This is a genomic window from Spiribacter curvatus (assembly GCF_000485905.1).
Taxonomy (GTDB): Bacteria; Pseudomonadota; Gammaproteobacteria; order Nitrococcales; family Nitrococcaceae; genus Spiribacter; species Spiribacter curvatus.
This window is the reverse complement of the sequence record NC_022664.1, coordinates 826232-847192: the sequence shown is the minus strand read 5'-3', so window position 1 is coordinate 847192 and position 20961 is coordinate 826232. Positions and strand designations below refer to the sequence as shown.

18 protein-coding genes are annotated in these 20961 nt (G+C 66.3%); 11 read left to right on the top strand and 7 right to left on the bottom strand.

Annotated features, from left to right (window positions below; translation table 11 throughout):
• Nucleotides 1–98 precede the first annotated feature (98 nt).
• Together SPICUR_RS04210 and SPICUR_RS04205 are read left to right on the top strand one after the other, a co-directional pair.
• Nucleotides 99–1166 carry an efflux RND transporter periplasmic adaptor subunit gene (locus SPICUR_RS04210; RefSeq protein WP_077176321.1) on the top strand — a complete coding sequence of 356 codons (1068 nt, stop codon included), beginning with the start codon at nucleotides 99–101 and terminating at the stop codon, nucleotides 1164–1166.
• Nucleotides 1163–4306 carry an efflux RND transporter permease subunit gene (locus tag SPICUR_RS04205; protein ID WP_023366380.1) on the top strand — a complete coding sequence of 1048 codons (3144 nt, stop codon included), beginning with the start codon at nucleotides 1163–1165 and terminating at the stop codon, nucleotides 4304–4306. The genes SPICUR_RS04210 and SPICUR_RS04205 overlap by 4 nt, the downstream gene beginning before the upstream one ends.
• Here SPICUR_RS04205 and SPICUR_RS04200 read toward each other — a convergent pair.
• Together SPICUR_RS04200 and SPICUR_RS04195 are read right to left on the bottom strand one after the other, a co-directional pair.
• Nucleotides 4255–5130, bottom strand: a complete 876-nt coding sequence (locus SPICUR_RS04200; protein WP_237220357.1) for an AEC family transporter — start codon at nucleotides 5128–5130, stop codon at nucleotides 4255–4257. The two genes, SPICUR_RS04205 and SPICUR_RS04200, sit on opposite strands and share 52 nt — an antisense overlap.
• A gap of 75 nt (nucleotides 5131–5205) precedes the next feature.
• The gene (locus SPICUR_RS04195; protein ID WP_041382191.1) at nucleotides 5206–5682 is read right to left on the bottom strand and encodes an FxsA family protein; all 477 of its coding nucleotides are present in this window, start codon (nucleotides 5680–5682) and stop codon (nucleotides 5206–5208) included.
• 78 nt (nucleotides 5683–5760) lie between these two features.
• Between SPICUR_RS04195 and SPICUR_RS04190 the strand changes: the two genes are divergently transcribed.
• The 3 genes from SPICUR_RS04190 to SPICUR_RS04180 all read left to right on the top strand — a co-directional run bounded on the left by SPICUR_RS04190 (nucleotide 5761) and on the right by SPICUR_RS04180 (nucleotide 8125).
• Nucleotides 5761–6957, top strand: a complete 1197-nt coding sequence (locus tag SPICUR_RS04190; RefSeq protein ID WP_023366372.1) for a lytic murein transglycosylase — start codon at nucleotides 5761–5763, stop codon at nucleotides 6955–6957.
• 4 nt (nucleotides 6958–6961) lie between these two features.
• Nucleotides 6962–7321: a helix-hairpin-helix domain-containing protein gene (locus SPICUR_RS04185; protein WP_023366370.1), complete on the top strand. Its 360-nt coding sequence runs from the start codon at nucleotides 6962–6964 to the stop codon at nucleotides 7319–7321.
• A gap of 78 nt (nucleotides 7322–7399) precedes the next feature.
• Nucleotides 7400–8125, top strand: coding sequence for a DUF3581 family protein (locus tag SPICUR_RS04180; protein ID WP_023366368.1), 726 nt, complete (start codon nucleotides 7400–7402; stop codon nucleotides 8123–8125).
• On the opposite strand, the gene SPICUR_RS04175 is transcribed toward SPICUR_RS04180, so the two are convergent.
• Complete coding sequence (locus SPICUR_RS04175; protein WP_023366366.1) at nucleotides 8091–8858, bottom strand: FkbM family methyltransferase; 768 nt, start codon at nucleotides 8856–8858, stop codon at nucleotides 8091–8093. The two genes, SPICUR_RS04180 and SPICUR_RS04175, sit on opposite strands and share 35 nt — an antisense overlap.
• Nucleotides 8855–10120, bottom strand: coding sequence for an MgtC/SapB family protein (locus SPICUR_RS04170; protein ID WP_023366364.1), 1266 nt, complete (start codon nucleotides 10118–10120; stop codon nucleotides 8855–8857). Before SPICUR_RS04170 ends, SPICUR_RS04175 begins: the two co-directional genes overlap by 4 nt.
• Before the next feature lie 40 nt (nucleotides 10121–10160).
• Between SPICUR_RS04170 and SPICUR_RS04165 the strand changes: the two genes are divergently transcribed.
• Nucleotides 10161–10772, top strand: a complete 612-nt coding sequence (locus SPICUR_RS04165) for an NYN domain-containing protein (RefSeq protein ID WP_051373288.1) — start codon at nucleotides 10161–10163, stop codon at nucleotides 10770–10772.
• Nucleotides 10773–10790: 18 nt separating this feature from the next.
• On the opposite strand, the gene SPICUR_RS04160 is transcribed toward SPICUR_RS04165, so the two are convergent.
• Nucleotides 10791–12026, bottom strand: coding sequence for a M28 family peptidase (locus SPICUR_RS04160; protein ID WP_023366360.1), 1236 nt, complete (start codon nucleotides 12024–12026; stop codon nucleotides 10791–10793).
• A gap of 77 nt (nucleotides 12027–12103) precedes the next feature.
• Here SPICUR_RS04160 and SPICUR_RS09530 point away from each other — a divergent pair, with 77 nt between their 5' ends.
• Together SPICUR_RS09530 and SPICUR_RS04150 are read left to right on the top strand one after the other, a co-directional pair.
• Complete coding sequence (locus SPICUR_RS09530; protein ID WP_023366358.1) at nucleotides 12104–12619, top strand: methylated-DNA--[protein]-cysteine S-methyltransferase; 516 nt, start codon at nucleotides 12104–12106, stop codon at nucleotides 12617–12619.
• Nucleotides 12588–13817: an FAD-binding domain-containing protein gene (locus SPICUR_RS04150; RefSeq protein WP_023366356.1), complete on the top strand. Its 1230-nt coding sequence runs from the start codon at nucleotides 12588–12590 to the stop codon at nucleotides 13815–13817. The genes SPICUR_RS09530 and SPICUR_RS04150 overlap by 32 nt, the downstream gene beginning before the upstream one ends.
• Here the strand turns inward: SPICUR_RS04150 and ppk2 are convergent.
• Nucleotides 13789–14535 carry a polyphosphate kinase 2 gene (ppk2, locus tag SPICUR_RS04145; RefSeq protein ID WP_077176384.1) on the bottom strand — a complete coding sequence of 249 codons (747 nt, stop codon included), beginning with the start codon at nucleotides 14533–14535 and terminating at the stop codon, nucleotides 13789–13791. The genes SPICUR_RS04150 and ppk2 overlap by 29 nt on opposite strands.
• A gap of 93 nt (nucleotides 14536–14628) precedes the next feature.
• Between ppk2 and icd the strand changes: the two genes are divergently transcribed.
• Entirely contained in the window at nucleotides 14629–15927 is a 1299-nt protein-coding gene (icd, locus tag SPICUR_RS04140) for an NADP-dependent isocitrate dehydrogenase (RefSeq protein ID WP_023366352.1), read from the top strand.
• Between the two features lie 39 nt (nucleotides 15928–15966).
• Entirely contained in the window at nucleotides 15967–17700 is a 1734-nt protein-coding gene (aceK, locus tag SPICUR_RS04135; RefSeq protein WP_023366350.1) for a bifunctional isocitrate dehydrogenase kinase/phosphatase, read from the top strand.
• On the opposite strand, the gene SPICUR_RS04130 is transcribed toward aceK, so the two are convergent.
• The gene (locus tag SPICUR_RS04130; RefSeq protein ID WP_023366348.1) at nucleotides 17701–18726 is read right to left on the bottom strand and encodes a type IV pilus twitching motility protein PilT; all 1026 of its coding nucleotides are present in this window, start codon (nucleotides 18724–18726) and stop codon (nucleotides 17701–17703) included.
• 200 nt (nucleotides 18727–18926) lie between these two features.
• On the opposite strand from SPICUR_RS04130, the gene SPICUR_RS04125 reads away from it, so the two are divergent.
• A complete protein-coding gene (locus tag SPICUR_RS04125) occupies nucleotides 18927–20876 on the top strand; it encodes an O-antigen ligase family protein (RefSeq protein ID WP_023366346.1) in 1950 nt (649 codons plus the stop codon).
• The last annotated feature ends 85 nt before the right edge of the window (nucleotides 20877–20961 follow it).

Here is a 20961-nt window from a genome sequence, read left to right as displayed (position 1 = left end):
TGATCGGATGAGCGAGAAAGGCCGTCGGTGGCGAACCGGCGGCCTTTTTTCATGTCTCCCATTCGGTGTATCCGACACCGACACGCTATGCTTCCCGAATGACTCGACAACGATTGCGCTTCGCGCTGCTGATCACCGTCCTGGCCGTGACCGGGCTCGCCCGGGCACAGTCCGATGCCGCGCCGGTCCGCCTGAGCGGTGTCGAGACCGGCGAGGCCGTGACACGCCTGGAAGCGGTGGGTGAGTCGCGCGCCCAACGCTCGGTGACCCTCTACCCCGAGTCCACCGGCATCGTGACGGCGATCGAGTTCGATGCCGGTGACTCAGTCAACGCCGGTGAAACCCTGATCACGCTGGACGCCGAGGCGGAGCGCAATGAGGTCGCGCGCACCCGCGCGGAGCTGCGTGATGCACGTCGACGACTGGCACGCTATGAGCCGGGGATCGACGATGGGACATTCTCACCCACAACGATCGACGATGCCCGGCGCGCGGTTGAGCTGGCGCGACTGGCGCTGGAGCGGGCCCGCATCGAGCGCGATGACCGGCGTCGGCTTGCGCCTTTCGATGGTCATACCGGGATGACGGACATTGAGGTCGGCCAGCGGGTTGATCCGGATACCGCGATCACCACAATGGATGACCGCACCGCACTCACCGTGCGCTTCCGGCTCGCCGGCCAGTATCTCGGTCAGCTGGCGCCGGGCGATAACGTCACGCTGAGCGCCTGGGCGCACCCCCAGGCAGCGGTCACTGGCACGATTCAGCGCGTTGACAGCCGGATCGACACCGCAAGCGGGACTTTCCGCGTGGAGGCACGGATCGGTAATCAGCGCGATCGCTTCCGCCCCGGTATGCGCTTTCGCGTCAGCACCGAGCTGGCCGGGCCCACCTATCCCCGCATCCCGGCGACGAGTCTGCAGTGGGGCGATAATGGCCCCTATATCTGGGTGGTCCGTGATGGCCGTGCCGAGCGTCTGGGGGTGTCACTGATTGCCCGTCAAAGCGATCATGTCCTTGTGGAGGGTGAGCTCGACACCGATGATTCGGTGGTCAGCGAGGGCGCGCAGCGCATGCGCCCGGGCATTGAGGTACGCGTGATCGATCCGGCGGAACTGGATGATTACCCCGCCCTCGAGGCGACCCGGGACGCCCCCGCGCAATGATGGGCGCGCCACGCGGACTGCCAGCACTGGGCATCCGGCGGCCGGTACTGGTCGCTGTCATCAATCTGATCATCGCCATCGCCGGCATCGCGGCCCTGCGGGGTGTCGAGGTCCGTGAACTGCCCGATGTCGACCGCCCACGGATCACGGTGAGCGCGACCTTCCCCGGCGCGGCCCCCGAGACCATGGACGCAGCGGTCACCCGTGAGATCGAGGGCGCCGTCGCGCGGGTGGCCGGCGTGCGTCGGATCAGCGCCTCCAGCGAGGAAAGCAGCACTCGGGTGGTGGTGGAATTCAGCGCTGATGCGGATCTCGACAGCGCCGCTGCCGACGTCCGCGAGGCTGTCAGCCGGGTCGAGCGCAGCCTCCCGGACGATGTCGATCGGGTGAACGTCATCAAGGCCGATCAGGACGCGAGTCCGGTGGTGCGGGTGGCCGCCCGCGGCAGTGGGTTAAGCCTCGATGCCCTCACCCGCCGGGTCGAGACCGACATTATCCCGGCCCTGGTCTCACTCCCCGGCGTCGCCGATGTCCGGCTCTACGGTGATCGCCAGCGCCAGCTCCGGGTCGCCGTTGACCCCCTGCGACTGAGTGCCCACGGGCTGGCAGTGGCGGATCTGATCACCCGACTCGAGGATACCGATCTGGACATTCCGGCCGGCAGCTTCCGTGATTCGCCGCTGGAATTGCGGGTACGCGCCAATGCCACCGTCGGGACACCGGCCCGGATCGAGGCCCTGGAAGTCGAGCCTGGCCTGCGGCTCGGCGACGTCGCGCGGGTGTTTTTCTCTCCGGCCGATGCCCGCAGCCGGGTGCAGTTGAATGGCGAACCGATCCTCGGGCTGGGCATCGTCCGCCAGGCGCAGTCCAATACCCTCGAGATCAGCACTGCCGCCGAGGCGGCCATCGAGGAACTCAACCGGCGATACGACGATGTCGAGCTGGTCAAGACCTCGGATGATGCGGTGTTCATCCGTGGCGCGATCAGCGAGGTGCTGATCACGCTCATCGCCGCCACACTGATTGTGGTGGCAACGATCTGGCTTTTCATCGGCTCGGCGCGGGCGACGCTGATCCCCGCGATCACCATACCGCTGGCACTGACCGGCACCATTGCCGCGATCTGGCTGCTCGGTTTCTCGATCAATCTGCTCACCCTCCTTGCCCTGGTGCTCGCCACCGGGCTGGTGGTCGACGATGCCATTGTGGTGCTCGAGAACATTCAGCGCCGTCAGCGCATGGGGCTCAGCGCCGGCGCCGCGGCGCTACTCGGCACCCATCAGGTCTTCTTCGCCGTGATCGCCACCACCGCCGTGCTGGTGGCGGTGTTTGTCCCGATCTCGCTGCTGCCGAGCACCACCGGGCGGCTGTTTCGGGAATTCGGCGGAGTCCTTGCCGTGGCCGTCGGGCTATCGTCGTTCATCGCCCTGTCGCTGGTCCCCGCGCTTGCCGCGCGTATCCTGCGCCCGGCGGATGACATTGGTTCGGCGGCACCGTCCCGCGGACGGGTTACCGGCCTGCGGCGGATCGGCGGCGCGATCAGCCGGTTCTATGGCCGCAGTCTCGGCCACAGCATCGCCCACCCCTGGCTGATGGCACTGGTGGGGTTGCTGGTACTGGGACTGGCCGCCCAGCAGTTCACCCGAATCGACCAGACGCTGCTGCCGGAGGAGGACCGGGGATTGATCTATGTGGTCGGCAACGGCCCCGACGGTGCCGGCCTTCGCTACAGTCAGAATCAGGCCTGGCGCATGCAGGCCCGACTCCAGCCGCTGGTGGACAGTGGCGAGATCTCTCGGCTTTTCACCATCGCCGGTCGCTGGGATCCCAACCGCATCCTGATCGTCGCGCCGCTCGCGCCCTGGTCGGAGCGTGAGCGCGACGAGCGCGCGATCGCCGCCGACGTCCGCGCGGCGCTCGCCGATCTGCCGGGCGTCAACACTCGGGTGGGCAGCCCCAACAGCCTCGGCCTGCGCGGTGTGGGCAGCGGTCTCGAGGTGTCCCTGCTCGGCAATGACTACGACCGGCTGTATGCGAGCGCGCAGCGCTTGAGTCGCGCCATCGAGGACGATGTCGATGGGCTTGGAAGCGCGCGGATCGATTACTCACCCACGCAGCCCCAGCTGCGGGTGGACATCGATCGTCAGCGCGCCGAGGCGTTGAATGTGCCGATCGATGGTCTGGCGGAAACGCTTGAGACGATGATCAGTGGGCTCGACATCGTTGATCTGAACATCGATGACCGGGCGATCCCACTGCGGCTGGAATCCAGCAGCCGGCAGGTGAACAGCCCCGACGATCTCGCCAATCTGCGGATCCAATCCGATGACGGTGCCATGGTGCCGCTCTCAACCCTGGTCAGCCTGCGTGAGGAAGGCGTCGCCGCGGAGCTCGATCGCGAGGCGCAGCGCCGGGCAATCAGTATTGATCTGGCGGTGGATGATGGCTACCCGCTGCAGGCCGCGGTCGCCGATCTCCGCGCCCTGGCCGATGAGGATCTGCCAGACGGAGTGGGCCTGATCACTCGGGGCGAGGCGGAAACCCTGGAGGAGAGTCGCCAGGAGGTGTTTCTGACCTACGGGTTGGCCCTGCTGATCGTCCTGCTGGTCCTCGCCGCACAGTTCGAGAGCGTGATGAGCGCCATCGTGGTCATGCTCACGGTCCCGTTCGGGCTTGCCGCGGCGGTGTTCGCCCTTGCGCTCAGCGGCACCTCGATCAACATCTACTCACAGATCGGCCTGATCCTGCTGATCGGCCTGATGGCGAAAAACGGCATCCTGCTCGTGGAGTTCGCCAACCAGCTGCGCGACACCGGCCACTCCCTGCGCGAGGCCGCGCTGGAGAGCGCCCGGGTGAGGCTACGGCCGGTATCGATGACCATTATCGCAACCGTGTTCGGTGGGTTGCCGCTGATCCTTGGCAGCGGTGCCGGTGCGGAATCACGCGCGGCCATCGGCTGGGTCGTGTTCGGCGGATTGGGGATCGCGGCGCTTTTCACACTCTATTTCACGCCGGCGCTGTATCTACTGCTGGCCCGCTTCGCCCGGCCCCGCGCCGCCGCCCAGGCGGCCCTCGACCGCGAGCTCGATCAGCCGGTGAGTGACAGCACCAGCGCCATGGAGGGCAGCGCAAGCAAATAGCTGAGCACGATCGTCCCTGCCATCAGCGCCGCGTCGCCGTCCATTTCCTGCACCAGCACATAGGCGGCTGACGCGGTGGGACACACGAGAAAGATCAATGCCAACCGCATCTCGTCGGCCTGCAACCCGACCAGCACCGCCAACAGCCAGCCAATCAGCGGCGTTGCCACCGTCTTCAGCAAGGCCGCGGTGCCCGCCCAGCGGCGCTGGCCGCGCAGGCGCGTGGCATAGAGCCCGCCGCCGATACCAATGAGCGCCAACGGCAGCGCCATCTGCCCGACCGCGCCGAGGGTGCGATCCATGAACACGGGCAGCCGCCAGCCGGCGAGCGCGATCACCATCCCCAGCACCGTCGCGATCAGGATGGGGTTGCTGATCAGGCGGCGGCCAAGCCCTCGCATCGCCGGCCCGGGGCCCGACTGACCGGGAAGCTGCATGACGATGACAGCGACAATGTTGTAGACAATCACCAGCGGTACAAAGGCGATGAGCGCGGCCGACTCCACCGCCGACGCCTCGCGCCCACCGGCGAAGGCATAGATCACCACGGGTAGCCCGACGAAGGTCAGGTTACCGCGATAGCTGGCATGGACCAGGGTCGCCAGCGAGGCGCCCGGCAGCCGCCCGGCGCGGCCCAGCAGCGCGCTGATGGCGATCACGATTGCGGTCGTCCCCACCAGCACCAGCAGAATACTGCCGACCCGGTCGAATGCCGGCGTGGCGGTGGCGATGCGGCTCACCAGCAGCGCGGGCAGACCAATCCAATAGGTCAGCCGATTGAGCTCACCGAGCGTGTGAGCGGAGAGGAACCGGCCGCGCGCCAGCAGCCAGCCCAGGCCGATGACCAGGACGACCGGGGCAAGGATCTGGGCAATGGCAACCAGAGCGCGGCCCGCCGATCAGCGGCGGTCGTCGTCGCGACGCTCGTATTCACCCTCGATCACATCACGCTCGCGATCGCTGTCCCCGGGGCCTTGGCCCGGACCGGCGTCCTGACCGGGGCCTGGACCCGCCGGCCCCACCCGAACGGACATGCGCGCCAGCGCGAGGCGCACCAGCCAATGGCGGGTAAAGGGAATCAGGCATAGAAAACCAATCACGTCGGTCACAAGCCCCGGGGTCAGCAGCAGCGCGCCCCCGGCGATCAGCGCGACCCCCTCGAGCAGCTCCATCGCCGGGAGTGCGCCGCGATCGAGATTGTTCCGCGCCCGGGCAATGGTCTGCAGGCTTTGCTGACGGAGCAGCGCCGCGCCGAGCATGGCCGTTAAAAGGCACAGGCCAATGGTAGGCAGCGCGCCGATCCAGCCACCGACCTCGATCAGCAGGAACAGCTCCGCGAGCGGAATCGTTACGAAAAGCACAAGGAGAGTGGGCACGATCACTCCAGACTGGGATTCATTGGGCTAAGAGGTTAACATCCAATCAACGCGCCGGGCAGATCGGAGGGAGAACCGATGAGCCGATGCCGCAGGGCCTGTCTGACCATCGCCCTCATTGCTGGAATGCCGCTCACAGCGAGCGCCGCGACCGATTTCGCGGCGTGCCTTGATGGCATCCGCGATACCGCCCTCGAGCGCGATATCTCCGGGCAGACCGTCGATCGCCTGCTCACCGACGTCACGCCCAGCGAACGGGTCATTGAGCTCGACCGGCGGCAGCCGGAGTTCACGACCACGCTGCATGACTACCTCACCACCCGGGTCAATCGCCGCCGCATCGAGCGCGGCCGCGAACTGCTCCGTGAGCACGCCGATCTGCTTGGTCGCATCGAGCGTGAATACGGCGTCCCGGCCCGTTACCTGGTCGCATTCTGGGGGCTCGAGAGCAACTTCGGGCGCACCACCGGCGATATGTCCACGGTCCGCTCGCTGGCGACACTCGCCTGCGACCGGCGGCGCGGGGATTTCTTCCGCAGTCAGCTGATCGCCGCGCTCCAGCTGGTCGACGATCAGACACTCAGCGCCGGTCAGTTGCGGGGGTCCTGGGCCGGTGCACTGGGTAACTTCCAGTTCCTTCCAAGTATTTACCGCCGCCACGCCGTGGATGCCGACGGTGACGGGCGTACCGACCTCTGGGACAGCCTCCCCGACGCCGCCGAATCGGCGGCCAACTTCCTTCGTGCCCGGGGCTGGCAGCCCGCTGAGCGCTGGGGACGCGAGGTGCGCCTCCCTGACGGATTCGACTATGCCCTTGCCGAGACCGAGCGAACGGTCACCAGCTGGCGTGAACAGGGGCTGCGTCAGGCGAACGGCGCCCCCCTCCCCGCGGCCGATCTGACCGCGCGGCTGATCGTGCCCACCGGCGCCGAGGGTCCGGCGTTTCTCGTCTATCCGAATTTCGATGTGATCATGCGCTGGAACCCGTCGCGGTTCTATGCCCTATCGGTGGGCCGTCTCGCGGATCGACTCATCGGCGCCGCGCCGCTGCATCATCCGCCGCCGGATCACCCGGCACTGCGGTTTGACACGATCGAGGCACTCCAGACAGCGTTGAATAAGCGCGGCTTTGACGCGGGCGCTGTGGACGGACGTCTGGGTCCGCAGACCCGCGAGGCGATCCGGGGCTTTCAGACTCAACAGGGGATGACCGGCGACGGCTATCCCGACCCCGCGGTACTCGCCGCACTCGGCATTGATCAATCAGAGGGCTAGAACCATGTGGAATCATCTCATGCGCCGCTGGATGGAAATCGCGCTGTGGTGGCTGCCGAAGGCAGATGACGACCGCTCCGCGGACAGCACCGATCAGCCGGCGTCGGAGCCGGCAGCCGCTCCCCATCCACAAGCGCCGGCAGGCGCACCACAAGCGAGTGAATCGCCGGCCGCAACCGATGATCTGACGGCGATTCGTGGCATTGGGCCGGCCATGCAAAAGCGACTCGTCGCCATGGGAATCCACACCCATGCGGATCTCGCCGCTGCCGATGTGGATACGCTCACCGAGCGGCTGAAGGCAGACAAGGCGGTCGTCTCTCGTGACCAGGTCAGGCGCTGGGTCGACACCGCCGGCGGCTGACTGCAGGACTCGCCCCGGGGGCGATCGGGACGGTAGACTGCAGTGTTTGCAGTTTTGTACGAGAGGATCAGCCGGCCCATGTCCGCCACCGCCGCACCGACGACCGAACCGCTCAGCCGCTTCCATCACCAAGATGGCGACTGGCTCTGGGTGGGCGCAGACCAGGGCAGTGGCTTCGCCAAGCGCGTGGCGGGCGACCATAATCCGCTGCACGATGCCGACGCCCCGCGTTTTTGCGTACCCGGTGACCTGCTGTTCGCGCTCGTCGTGCATCGCTATGGTCTCGCGCAGCACTTCGCGCTCTCCTTTCGGGGCATGCTCCGCGCCGACACCCCGCTCCACTTCCCGCCGCGGCCCGGTCGCGAGTTCGCCATCGCGGATAACGATCAGCGCGAATACGTCCACATCACCCATGACGCACCGCTTCCCAGTGACGAGGCCGCGCGGCTCGCGCTGATCCGTGCCTACGTCGGCTGCTCCGGCGAGACGTTTCCGGATCGCCTCTGCCCCCTCCTGGCCGAGGCCGGGGTGATGTTCAACCCGCAGCGGCCGTTTGTGGTCTACGACAGCATGGCCCTTGATCTCGAGCGCGCCCCCGGCATGGATGTCGGCGTCACGCCGCTCGATGCATCGCTGACGGTGAACGGCAAGCGCGCTGATGTGCAGTTCAACTACCGCATCGAGGATGGCAACGGGGTGATCGGCCATGCCGTCAAGCAGATGGTGGTGAGTGGCCTGCGCGACTACGACGCCGAGGCGATGGACGCCGTCATCGAGGCCTATCAGGCCCGTCGCGGGTCATGAGTCGGGCATAGACATCTCCCGAGCCAGCCGCCCCGGCATGCTCGCTCAGCCATTCCCGTAAGCCACGGGCGTCCTGCCATTCGGCCAGGGCCATGCGCCGGCGCTCCCCCACGGTGACGTTGTAGTGGTAGTCACCAAGCGTCTCCAGACGCTGGATGCAGGCGAGCGCCTGGTCCACGCGCCCCGCCACATATTCAAATGACAGCGCCGGCAGGGCCTGCTCGAGCCCCTCCAGTACCGCCACCTCCGCACCCTCGACATCGATCTTGCAGAAACCGGGGAGACCATACCGGTCGATCAACGTCTCAAGAGTGATCAGCTGTACCGTCACCTCACGCTCCCACTGCACGTCGGCAAAGGACGCATTGCGCGCCCCGATACTCGCCCGCCAGTCGGCGTCGAGGCTGGCGAGCGTGGGATGCCGATCGCTGAGCGCGAGTCGAGCCTCGCCGCGGCTCGCGCCCACCGCATCGCCCAGCACCACTGCATCGGCGTAATGACGAAGCCGCCAGGCGAGGAATGGCCGTAGCGCAGGTTGGGGCTCGAGCGCCACCACCCGCCCTCCGAGCGCGGCGAACGCCTGACTGCGATCGCCTAAATGGGCGCCGATGTCGAATACCGGTCGACCGGATTCGATCAGCGGCCGATAGAAACGGCGAAGGGCGGGCTGGCGCCAGGGCGCGGCGTAGATCAGCATGGAGCGGCCGAGGCCGATGACCTGTCGGATGTTCATCGCCAGAGCGTTACCCCCGTCCAGATCGTACCCGCGACGATCACGCTGCCGAGCCCCGCGCCGACCAGCCAGCCCATGCGCCCCCGGGCGATTCCAACCGCCAGTCCCAGCTTGACTGCGGTATTGGCCATGGCCGCGATGATGATCCCCTGCTGCGCCACCGTTTCGCTCAGGCCATCCGAGGCCATGCGTGACAGCGACAGGGTAATCGCATCGACATCGGTCAACCCCGACACCAGGGACAGTAGATAGACGCCAACATCGCCGGCATAACGCCGCAGCCCCTCGCCGGCCACCATGACCACGGCCAACAGCAGTGCGAACCGAAGCGCCGTGCCGAGCTCGAAGGGTTTCTGCAGCGGCGGCTGGCCCGCACCCTCTGCTGCCGGCTGGGCGCGGAAGGCGAGTATCAGGGTCGCGGTCGCGCCGACGGCGGTAATGATCGCCACCGGCAGGTAGAGTCCCGCCAGCATGGCGGGCTGGATCGCGCCCACGAGCACCAGAATGCGCGGGAACATCGTCGTGCTGGCCATCACCACGGCCGCGGCGAACAGCGGTTGATAGTCCCGCTGATCGCGCGCCGCCCGCGACAGGGTGAGCGTCAGCGCGGTGGATGAGGCAAGCCCTGCGAACAGGCCGGTAAACAGGATCCCCCGGCGCGCACCGCCAAGGCGAACGGCGAAGTGACCGACAAAGCCGATGGCACTGATCAGCACCACCATGACCCAGAGCGTGCGCGGGTTGAGTGTCCCCCAGGGGCCATAGCCCTGGTCGGGGAGCAACGGCAGGATCACCGCCGTGATCAGAGCGAGCTGGAGGATCGCCCGCAGCTCGGTGACATCCACACGCTGCAGTAATGCGTGGAGCGGCGGCTTGAACCCCAGCACCGCAGCGGTCAATACGCCGCCCGCCATCGCCAGCAGCGGTGCCTCGAGGCTCGCGAGAGCACCGAGCAGAAAGGTCACCAGCGCCGCCACCTCGGTGGTGATGCCACGATCGTCATCGATATTCAGGCGCCGGCGGTAGCCCATGAGCAGGAGCCCCGCCAGGGCGGCCAGCGCCACCGCGACCAGCACCGGCCCGAAACGCTCGCCGAACACGCCGGTCAGTCCGCCGGCAAAGCCGATGAGCGTAAACGTGCGGATACCGGCAACACGCCCGCCCTCGCTCACATCCCGCCGCTGCCAGCCCCGCTCAAGGCCAATCACGGCGCCGATGGCGAGGGCCACCGCGAGCGCCAGCCAATGCCCGCTGTCCGTCATTGCGTTAACCTGTCGACCTTTTCCACCTTGGATGCCCCTGATGCGACGACTCTGGCTGATTGATGCAAGCTACATCCATGCAAACAACCTTGCACTGCTGGGCAGTCAGCGGCGCATCGACTACCTGCGCCTGCGCGAACTCATCGAGCGCAAGCTCGGCCCGCTGTGGCGCAGCTATTTCCTCAATTCCGCGCAGGATGAACCCAACGACGGCCGCGACCGCTTTCACAACTGGCTGCAGACGGCCGCACCCCACGGCCCCAACCTGATCGTGAAGCTCTATGGACTGAAAAGCGAGCGCGTGCGCAATGCCTGGTGCACCGACTGTGGCTGCAAGGTGGATCTGCGCTGCCCCCATGGCAATGGCAGTCATCGGCTGTTCAATCAGCGCCAGATGGGCGTGGATGTGGGTCTCGCCTCGCTTGCACTGATCCACCGCGACCGCTACGACAGCCTGGTGCTGTCATCCGGTGACGGTGACCTGCTCGATGCCATCGAGCACCTTTCCGAGTATGGCAAGCGCATCGAGCTCGCCGTGTTCAGTACCGGCGTGGCCACCGACCTCCAGGCCCGGTCCGACCGGGTGCTCTGGCTCGATGATCATCTCCCGGCACTGACCGGCGAAGACGACCCGGCGGCGTCGACGCACTAGCGCCGACGCCGGCCCTGATCAGCCCGGATGGCGCTGCGGCGTGGCCTGATCGAGTCGCGGATGCTGGTTTCGGAAGCGCTCGGCGAGCGTTCCCGGCTCGGTCTCCTCGGCATCCAGCGCCTTCAACGTCTCCGCCACGGCATGGGTACAGGCCAGCACATCCCGGGTACAGCCGCTCTCGGAGATGGTGTGCATGTTGCGGATGGGCATGCCCACCGAGGTGGCGGCACAGTCAACGTTACCCAGCACACCGGCCATGCCGTCGGTACCGGTATCCGGGCCCACGGCATCGCGCTGGATGGGGATGTCGTTATCGCGGGCGACGGTCTCGACACGACGGTTGAGCTGCTCGCTCACGATCGCACCGACGCTCATGGTAAAGCCCTTGCCCATGGTCACCGGTGACATGCGCTTGTCACCAATCCCGGGCGCGGCCACGAAGTCATGATTGACGTCGACACCAATGACCGCATCGGGGCGCATTTCACTGACGAGCACACGACTGCCGAAGCGCCCGATCTCCTCATAGGTGGCGGCGGCGAAAAGCACGCGGATATTCGATGGACCACCCGCCTCGGCCACGAGCCGTGCCGATTCGGCGGCGACGAAGCAGCCCAGCCCATTGTCCAGATAGGCGCCATAGAAGGTATCGGGGCTGAAGCCGGGGCGGATCGGGCGGTTCATGAGGATACTGTCGCCCGGGCGGATACCGAGATCCTCAATCTGCTTTTTCTTCTCCTCGCCATGGACCTGCAGCTCGACGTAGAGCTGTTCCTTTTTCACGCCCTGATCGCCGGAGCGGACCTTGGGATCGGCGAAATGGATCGCGCCGAGCGCCTCCACCGTGCCGCCATCAAAGCGCCGGTACGATCCGGGCGCCGCTGGATCCTCACTGAAGATGCTCACCTCATGACCGATCAGCGTGGTGGGCAGGAACGAATCACTATTGATCCAGACCTTGCCGTCCTCGCCGATGCTGCGCACCTGCATGCGGATCTTATCGGCATGACCGATCACCATGACGGTGAATAGATCATCCCGCCCCGGATGGGTATCGAGCACCACCCCGGCGTGGCCCTTGAAGTTGCGCACCGCCGCGCCCGCCGGCGCAATGCGCTCCATATAGGGCCGCAGCACCCCCTGGGTCATGGCCGCTTCGAGGCCGATGGGACTCGGTGCGGCGAGGATATCGTGGATGAACTGAAACTGCTCGTCCGGCATGGACTCGGTCCACGGCTTGGCGTGATCGGCCATATAAAGGCTCCCTGTCGTCGTTTAACGCGGATTTTTCAGGCGTTAGCATAACGCTTTGAGCGCATCAGGAGCAGCCCGTGATCCCGCCCGCCGTCGAGATCGTCGCCGTCTCGCAACTGCCGGCCGCGCCGCACCGCGGCCTCTGGCACGGGCCATGGGGCGCATTGCTGCTGATCGGCGACGCCCATCGCCTGCAGCGCGCGCGGTTCCAGGGCCCGCAGCCGGCCGTTGCACCGCCCGCCACGCCGCTTCCGCCGCCCTGGGGCGCGCAGGATCCGCTGCGCCTCACCCTGCGCGGTACCGACTTCCAGCAATCGGTCTGGCAGGCACTTGCCGAACTCCGCCCGGGCGAGCGGGTCAATTACAGCGAGCTGGCCGCGCGAGTCGATCGCCGATCGGCCGTGCGCGCCGTCGCCAGTGCTGTCGCCGCCAATCCGGCGCCGGTTCTCTTGCCCTGCCACCGGGTGATCCGTCGCGATGGCACAGCCGGACAATACATCGGCGGCCGGGCGCGCAAGCATCGGCTGCTCGCCTGGGAAACGCCCACAGGAGTCACCCCGAATGTTCCCGACACCCCCCGATGCCAGTCATGAAGCGGGCCTTGCCCACCTGAACGCCTTCATTCCCCACGCCGGCGCCGACTACGCGCGCTGGCGCAACCACGATTTCGGCCCCGACGGCGACAATCGGGTATCGGGGCTCTCGCCCTGGCTGCGCCACCGTCTGCTGCTCGAGGAAACAGCGATCGACGCCGCCATCGATACCCATGGCCTCGAGGGCGCTGAGAAATACATCCAGGAGGTGTGCTGGCGGACCTACTGGAAGGGATTCATGGAGCGTCGGCCCGTGCACTGGCATGACTACCGCGCCGCCTGCGATGAGGCACACGGGCAGGTCGCCAGGGACGGCCGACTGGCCGCCGACCTGCAGACGGCACTTGATGGCGACACCGATATCGATGCCTTCAACTTCTGGGTCCATGAGCTCCGCGACACCGGGTATCTGCACAATCATGCGCGGATGTGGTTCGCAAGCATCTGGGTATTCACCCTCGAGCTGCCCTGGGCCCTTGGGGCGGATTTCTTCCTGCGCCATCTCCTCGACGGTGATCCCGCCTCGAACACGCTGTCCTGGCGCTGGGTGGCGGGACTGCATACGCCGGGCAAGCCCTACATCGCGCGCTCGTCGAACATCAACAAATACACCAATGGCCGTTTCAATCCCGGCTATCGGATCAACACCCAGGTGGCGGCGCCCGAGGGCATCGAACGCCCGCCGGTCGGTCCGTCACCGCTCGCGGTCGACTGGGCGGTCACACCCACGACCGGGCTGCTGATCACCGAGGATGATCTGTTGCCGGAGTCGCTGTTCGGCACCCGCGACTGGCCACTCGTGATCGCCGTGCAGAGTACCGACTGGCGCAGCAGCGGATCGGTCGCGGACCGGGTTCGGGATTTCGCCCATGCGGGGCTCGCCGATGCGCTGGCCCGCAACCCGGGCGGGCGCACCATCGGCCGCATCGACCTGGCAACCGCCGACGGCCTGACAGCCGTGCGCGAGGCCGCCACGGCGGCGGGCGTCGATCGGCTGCTGACGCCCTACGTGCCGACCGGTCCGACGGCTGATGCGATGGCCGCCCTGGATTCGGTCCTCGCCGCCGACGGGATCGAGCGCCAGGCGGTGCCGCGCGACTGGGATGTCCTCCACTGGCCGGCCGCCACGCATGGGTTCTTTCGTTTCTGGAAGGCGGCACGACCGCTCATCATCGAGCGACGCTCGACGCTCGCCTGACCACATCGGGGTCGATGGCACTGATCCGCTCGGGCGCCTTGCCGGTGTAAGGAAGTGTCTCAAGGACATGGCGCAGGGCATTGAGGCGGGCGCGTTTTTTCTCGTCCGTCCCAATCACTGTCCAGGGCGCCACGGGCGTATCGGTCGCCTCGAACATGCGGTTCATGGCCGCGGTGTAGTCATCCCAACGATTGAGCGCCTCGCGGTCGATTGGACTCAGCTTCCAGCGCTTGAGCGGATGGGCCGCCCGCGCCTCGATCCGCTGACGCTGCTCATCGCGGCTGATCGAAAACCACAGCTTGATCAACCAGGTATCCGCCTCTACCAGAAGCCGCTCGAAGACCGGCGCCTGGCGCAGAAACCGCTCATACTCAGTCTCCGTGCAAAAGCCCATCACCCGCTCGACGCCGGCGCGGTTGTACCAGGAGCGGTCGAACAGCACGATCTCACCCGCGCTGGGGAGCTGTTCGACGTAGCGTTGGAAATACCACTGCCCCCGCTCGGTTTCGGTGGGTTTTTCGAGGGCGACGACGCGGGCGCCGCGGGGGTTGAGATGCTCCATGAAACGCTTGATCGCACCCCCCTTGCCGGCGGCATCCCGGCCCTCGAAAACGATCACCACCCGCTGGCCGGTGGTCTTCACCCACCGCTGCAGGCTCAGCAGCTCGAGTTGCAGGTCGCGCTTGTCACGCTTGTAGGCGGCATCGCTCAGTGTCATGCGCGTCTCCGGCTGGTCGCTGTTTTCGGTGGGGTGATTATGAAAGAATATCGCCGATAAAAACGACTCGTAACGCAAGAGAGAGGCCCAATCATGAGCACCTATCAGGTCCCCGCCGGTGGCGCGCCGATCACGCTGGAAGACGGCGTTCTGAACGTCCCCGACAACCCCATCATCACCTACATTGAGGGGGACGGCATTGGCATCGACATCAATCCCGTCATGCAGCGCGTGGTGGACGCAGCGGTTGAGAAGGCCTATGGCGGGAAGCGCCAGATCCACTGGATGGAGGTCCTCGCCGGCGAGAAGGCCAACAACGAAGTGGGTGCCTGGCTGCCCGACGAGACCGTCGAGGCGATCCGCAAATACCTCATCTCCATCAAAGGGCCGATGACAACGCCGGTCGGCGGTGGCATCCGTTCACTCAACGTCGCGCTGCGCCAGGTGCTCGACCTGTATGTCTGCCAGCGCCCGGTGCGCTGGTTCAATGGCGTGCCCTCGCCGGTCAAGAATCCCGATCAGGTCGATATGGTGATCTTCCGCGAGAACACCGAGGATATCTACGCCGGGATCGAGTTCGAGGCCGGCTCCGAGGAGAACGAGCGCTTCAAGACGCTGCTTGCCGAGAACTTCCCGTCGGCCCATGCCAATATCCGCTTTCCCGAGGAATGCGGCTTCGGCATCAAGCCCATCTCCCGCGAGGGCACCGAGCGGCTGGTGCGCGCCGCGATCCGCTATGCCATTGATAACAAGCGCGAGTCGGTGACGATTGTCCACAAGGGCAACATCATGAAATACACCGAGGGCGCCTTCCGCAGCTGGGCCTACGCGCTCGCCGAGCGCGAGTTCGCGGCCGAGACCTACACCTGGGCCGAGTGGGAGCGCACGGTCGCGGAGAAGGGCCAGGAGGCCGCCAACGCCGAGCAGGACGCCGCCGTTGCGGCCGGCCGGATACTGGTGAAGGACTCCATCGCCGACATCACGCTCCAGCAGGTGCTGCTGCGGCCGACCGACTTCGAGGTCATCGCCACCATGAACCTCAATGGCGACTATCTCTCCGACGCGCTCGCCGCCCAGGTCGGCGGCATTGGTATCGCGCCGGGCGGCAATATCAACGAACAGACCGGTCATGCCGTGTTCGAGGCGACCCACGGCACGGCGCCCAAGTACGCCGGTCGCGACATGGTCAATCCCGGCTCGCTGATCCTCTCCGCGGAGATGATGCTGCGTCATCTGGGCTGGACCGATGCCGCCGACCTGATCCTCACCGGTATGGACGCGGCCATCGCGAGCAAGCATGTCACCTATGACTTCGCCCGACAGATGGACGGCGCCACCAAGGTGAGCTGCTCGCAGTTCGGCGAGGCGATGATCGAGCGCATGCGGGACTGACCCGCCGGCGATGTCCCATCACGGGCTGCGGAGCGCACCATGATCGATAGCCACCCCCGCTATCAGCAGGTCGCCACCGCGGCCCGCTGTATCCACGACGGTTTCCTCGAATACAACCGCGCCTTTCGCGAGATCACCGCGCGGGCCGGTCGGCGCTTCGAGGAGCGCGACTGGAAGGGCCAGATGGCGGACATCGGCGCACGGGTCGAGCTCTATGAGCTCTGGGCCCGGCGGACGGTCGAGACCCTGCACGAAGCACTCGGCGATGACCTCGCCGGTCGCCCGTTCTGGGCGGAGGTGCGTGACTGCTTCGGCCGTCGGGTCGAGGCGGTGCCCGATGCCGGCTTCATGAAGACCTTCTTTAACTCCATTACCCGGCGGGTGTTCGGCACCCGCGGCGTGGACGCGGCGGTGGAGTTCGTGCAGCCGCCGCCGGAGGAAGGCATTGAGTCGCTCACCATGCGGCGCTATCCGTGCTGGAACGACCTGGATCAGACCTGCCGCCGGGTGCTCGAGGACTTCCGGTTCGACCGGCCCTATGTCGCCATGGCGGGTGATGCCGAGGGCATGGCGACCACCATCCGCGAGCAGATCGGCCCGGATCAGGCGGATGCCGAGTGTCTGCGATTCGAGTTCATCGACTCGCACTTCTTCCAGGGGACCCGGGCCTATCTGGTTGGACGGATGCGCCTGAGCGACGGGATTCGGCCGATCGTCGTCGCGCTGCGCAATGACGATGAAGGCATCGCCGTGGATGCGGTGCTGCTCACCGCCGATCAGGTCGGGGTGGTGTTCTCCTACACCCGCTCGTACTACTTCGCCGATCCCACCTCGGTGGTGGCGGCGGTGCAGTTCCTCCATGGGCTGCTGCCCGACAAGCCGATCGACGAGCTCTATACCGTGCTCGGGCGACTGCGGCAGGGCAAGACCGAGCGCTATCGCCAGCTCATGCATCACCTGGATCGCACCGACGATGCGTTCGTGCATGCCGCCGGTGACGCCGGGCTGGTGATGATCGTTTTCACGCTGCCCTCGTTCAACCTGGTGTTCAAGATCATGCGTGATGTGTTCCGGCCGCCGAAGACCACCACCCAGGAGGATGTCCATCAGAGCTATCGGCTGGTGTCGCGCCATGACCACGCCGGTCGGCTCATCGACACGCAGTTCTTCCGCAACCTCGAGCTGCCCAGGGATCGCTTCTCCGAGGCGCTGGTCGAGGAACTGCGGTGCGAGGCGCCGCGCACCGTGGCGATCAACGGCGGGCAGCTGGTGTTCGGCCACGCCTATGTCGAGCGTCGGGTGCGACCGCTCAATCTCTACATCCGCGAAGTGGACGAGACCGAGGCGAAGCGCGTCATTCTCGACTATGGGCGGTGCCTCAAGGATCTCGCCGAGACCAATATCTTCGCCGGCGATCTATTGTTGAAGAACTTCGGCGTGACGAGCTCGGGCCGGGTGGTTTTCTATGACTACGATGAAGTAATGCGCGTCAGTGACTGCAGCTTCTTCGAACTCCCCGAACCCGACGAGGACTTCCCGCTCATGGAGCACGCGACGACGCGGTTTGTCGGCGCCCATGACATTTTCCCCGAGGAATTCATCCGCTTTCTGGCGATGCCGGCTTTCCTGCGCCAGACCTTTCTGAGCGAACACAGTGACCTGCTGACCGCTGAATACTGGCGCGACGTCAAGCGCCGGCGCGTGGCCGGCGAGGTGGCCGAGATCGTGCCCTATGTCCGCCAGAGCATCGCGCCGCATCAGATCGCGCTCTGATCAGGCCTCACCGGTGGCGGCCCTGGCCGCCTCCGGGGAGATCAGCCCCTGACGCTGGAGCTGGTTGATGGACTGCCCCATGGTCTGCATGCCGCTGGCCTGACCGGTCTGCAGCGCATTGGGAATCTGCGCCAGGTTGCTGTCGCGGATCAGATTCCGGATCGCGGGCACCGCCATCATGATCTCGAACCCGGCCACTCGGCCGCCGCCCTCGCGCTTGAGCAGCGTCTGCGAGATCACCGCGAGCAGCGACTCGGCGAGCATCGCCCGCACCTGCGCCTGCTCATCACCCGGGAAGGTATTGATGATCCGGTCAATGCTGCTGGCCGCGGTCCGCGTATGCAGCGTGCCAAAGACCAGATGCCCGGTCTCCGCGGCGGTCAGCGCCAGACGGATGGTATCGGGGTCACGCAGCTCACCGACCAGAATGACGTCGGGGTCTTCGCGCAGGGCCGCTCGCAGGGCGTGCTGGACGTCGACCGTATGGTGACCCACCTCGCGCTGGGTGATCAGCGCCTTGTTGGAGTGATGGACGAACTCCACCGGATCCTCAATGGTGAGGATGTGCTCCGGATACTGGCGATTACGGTGATCGACCATCGCCGCGAGGGTCGTTGACTTACCCGAGCCAGTTGGGCCGGTGACGAGCACCAGGCCGCGGGCGCGATCCGCGACCTGGTGAATGACCGGGGGCGCGCCGAGGTCATCGAGCGCCGGGATCTCCGCGGGGATCGCGCGCAGCACGACCCCCGGGCCGTTGATCTGCTCGTAGACGTTGACACGAAAGCGCCCCGCGTTCTCGACCTGCAGGGCGAAGTCCACCTCGCGGTGGTCGCGGTACTGAGCCTGCTGCGCCTCGTCCATGACCTCGAACAGCGCCTTCTCAAGCGCCTTGTGGCTGACCTGTTCGTCGCTGAGAGTGCTCAGGTCGCCATCCACACGAATGACGGGTGGGCCGCCGGCGGCGACATGAAGATCGGACGCGCCCAACTCCACGGCGCGAACGATCAGTGCTTTAAGATCCATATGTGAAGTCCTTTATGCGTTTGGTGGGCAGCCGGGGCGTATCGCAATGCGCCCCCATCGGCCTGATTGGCTGTGTGCCCGCATTCTGACACGAGGTGTATCCATGCCCCCAGTAACGGGCGCACGCAGACAACCGTGATACCGTTGACCGATCGATCGATGATCAGTGCAGCAGAGCAGTCCGGCGAGAGTTGAATTCAGTGTTCCATCGGCTAACGCGTCACCACTGGCTACCGGCTGCCTCGGTACTCGCCCTTACCCTGGCCGCGGCGGTCATCGATCAGGCCAATTACCAGCAGCATCTGATGTATATCGCCATGACGGTGATTGTGGCGCTGACCGGGCTGACGGTCGCCCTGGCACGCCGGCCGGCGGATGGGCGATGGCCGCTGGGGCCGGCGGGTGCGCTGTTTCTGGTACTGATCGCCTGGAGTGCGCTATCGGTCACATGGAGCCGGGTGCCCTACCTCACCCTGGTGGATCTCGCGGCGATGGGATCGGTGGCGTTCGCCTATGCCGCCTGGCGGATCATGACCGCACCCGATCATGCGGTCTACCGCCCGGCGATGGGCGTGGGAATCACGCTGGTCGCGGGTGGTCTTGCCGCATTCATGATCGGGCAATTCTTCACCGGGCATCGGCCAACCGCGTTCTTCGCCAATCCCAATTCGGCCGCAACGCTGATGAACGTGCTATGGCCCGCGGTGGCGCTGGCATGGCTCGCGGGTCCGGGTCGGCTGCTTGGATACGCACGGGGGCACCGGGCACTGCCCGGGGTATTATTCCTGCTGATCTTCGCGGTGGGCATCGATGGCAGCCGGGCGGCTTTTCTGGCGGCGTTGATCGTGCTGCTGGTCATCCTCGGCGGTGCCGCCTACGCGCTGGATGTCAGTCGCCGGCAGCTCGCCGCCATCGCGGTGATCTTCGTCGCGGCGCTGACGGCGGCCTGGCTCGCGAATGCCCTCGGGCTTGGGAGTGGCCGGCTGCTCGGCGATCGGATCGGCTCGCTGGCCGCGCCGGATCAGGCCGGCGCGGTGCGGTTTCTGCAGTGGGGCGCGACCTGGGAGCTGATCCGCGAGGCACCGTGGCTTGGCATCGGGCCCGATGTGTTCTGGCTCGCCTATGCCGCGATCCGCCCGGCCGGTGATGGCAGTGCCGGGCTCTATACGCACAACGATTATCTACAGTTCTGGGCCGAGCGCGGTCTGCCGGGACCGATCCTGTTACTCGCGATCAGCGCGGTCTGTGTCTATCTGTTCCTCCAATCGATGCGGGTAAGCCGCCGCGGCGATCAACCGGCGGCAACGACGGCGATGGTGATCGCGGCGTTCGCGGCGATCGGCGGGCTTGGGGTGCATGGGTTATTCAGCTACCAGCTGCAGATGCCGAGCGTGCTGATCCCCGCCTTTGTCTTGATCGCCGAGCTGGAGCGGCTGTCACCGGGCGGGACGCTGGCCAGCCTGCGGCTGCCGAATTGGCGTCGACCGCTCAGTCTGGTGGCCGGGGTCGGTGTGTTCGCGGTGATCGCGCTGAGCGTTGGACTCACGGGGGCGTCGCAGCGCCTGATGGACCAGGGAGTGGCGGCGATGAACCGGGGACAGTTCGAGGCGGCGGAGGCGGCATTTCAGACCGCCCAGCGGCGCTGGGGATCGGCGGATACGCCATGGCTGCATCATGCCATCCTCTATCAGCGGTTACTGCGCGTCGTGCCCGATGATCAGCCGGATCTGCGCGCAGAGTTGGCCGGTGAGGCCATGCGGATGCTCGACATCGCACAGGACCGCAATCCGCTGCGTGGGCGGACTTACGGGATCCGGGCGCAGCTGCGACGCGCGTATCCAGCGCTGACCGAAGGCAGTGCACGCTCGGCGTTTGAGCAGGCGCTGGATCGTAACCCACGACTTGTCTCGGCCCGCCTCAACTACGCCGCGCTTCTGCGCGAGGAAGACGGTGATGCCGCCGCACGATCGCTACTCGAGGCGGGCGTCGAGCTGAAATACGGTCACAAAGCGCGCCCCCTACCGCTCTATCAGGCCACCGCGGCCGCCCGCTCGTCCGCCGGTGACAGCGCCGGCGTGGCCGTCATGGAGGCCCGGATTGAGGCGATCCGGGCCGATCTCCGGCGGCTTCAGGAAGACCGCGACGCCTGAGGGTAAAAAGAGTCGCGAACCCATCCATCATGTCTAGGAGAAAACGGACTCAATCGTTGTCAATCCCCCGGACGGAGGGTATTCT

What these genes read in the sequence shown, in the direction of transcription:
- SPICUR_RS04150 (WP_023366356.1), top strand. Translation starts at nt 12,588, where the DNA reads ATGTTCCCGACACCCCCCGATGCCAGTCATGAAGCGGGCCTTGCCCAC.
- SPICUR_RS04165 (WP_051373288.1), top strand. Translation starts at nt 10,161, where the DNA reads ATGCGACGACTCTGGCTGATTGATGCAAGCTACATCCATGCAAACAAC.
- aceK (WP_023366350.1), top strand. Translation starts at nt 15,967, where the DNA reads ATGATCGATAGCCACCCCCGCTATCAGCAGGTCGCCACCGCGGCCCGC.
- SPICUR_RS04210 (WP_077176321.1), top strand. Translation starts at nt 99, where the DNA reads ATGACTCGACAACGATTGCGCTTCGCGCTGCTGATCACCGTCCTGGCC.
- SPICUR_RS04170 (WP_023366364.1), bottom strand. Translation starts at nt 10,120, where the DNA reads ATGACGGACAGCGGGCATTGGCTGGCGCTCGCGGTGGCCCTCGCCATC.
- SPICUR_RS04180 (WP_023366368.1), top strand. Translation starts at nt 7,400, where the DNA reads ATGTCCGCCACCGCCGCACCGACGACCGAACCGCTCAGCCGCTTCCAT.
- SPICUR_RS04205 (WP_023366380.1), top strand. Translation starts at nt 1,163, where the DNA reads ATGATGGGCGCGCCACGCGGACTGCCAGCACTGGGCATCCGGCGGCCG.
- SPICUR_RS04175 (WP_023366366.1), bottom strand. Translation starts at nt 8,858, where the DNA reads ATGAACATCCGACAGGTCATCGGCCTCGGCCGCTCCATGCTGATCTAC.
- SPICUR_RS04190 (WP_023366372.1), top strand. Translation starts at nt 5,761, where the DNA reads ATGAGCCGATGCCGCAGGGCCTGTCTGACCATCGCCCTCATTGCTGGA.
- SPICUR_RS04130 (WP_023366348.1), bottom strand. Translation starts at nt 18,726, where the DNA reads ATGGATCTTAAAGCACTGATCGTTCGCGCCGTGGAGTTGGGCGCGTCC.
- SPICUR_RS04185 (WP_023366370.1), top strand. Translation starts at nt 6,962, where the DNA reads ATGTGGAATCATCTCATGCGCCGCTGGATGGAAATCGCGCTGTGGTGG.
- icd (WP_023366352.1), top strand. Translation starts at nt 14,629, where the DNA reads ATGAGCACCTATCAGGTCCCCGCCGGTGGCGCGCCGATCACGCTGGAA.
- ppk2 (WP_077176384.1), bottom strand. Translation starts at nt 14,535, where the DNA reads ATGACACTGAGCGATGCCGCCTACAAGCGTGACAAGCGCGACCTGCAA.
- SPICUR_RS04160 (WP_023366360.1), bottom strand. Translation starts at nt 12,026, where the DNA reads ATGGCCGATCACGCCAAGCCGTGGACCGAGTCCATGCCGGACGAGCAG.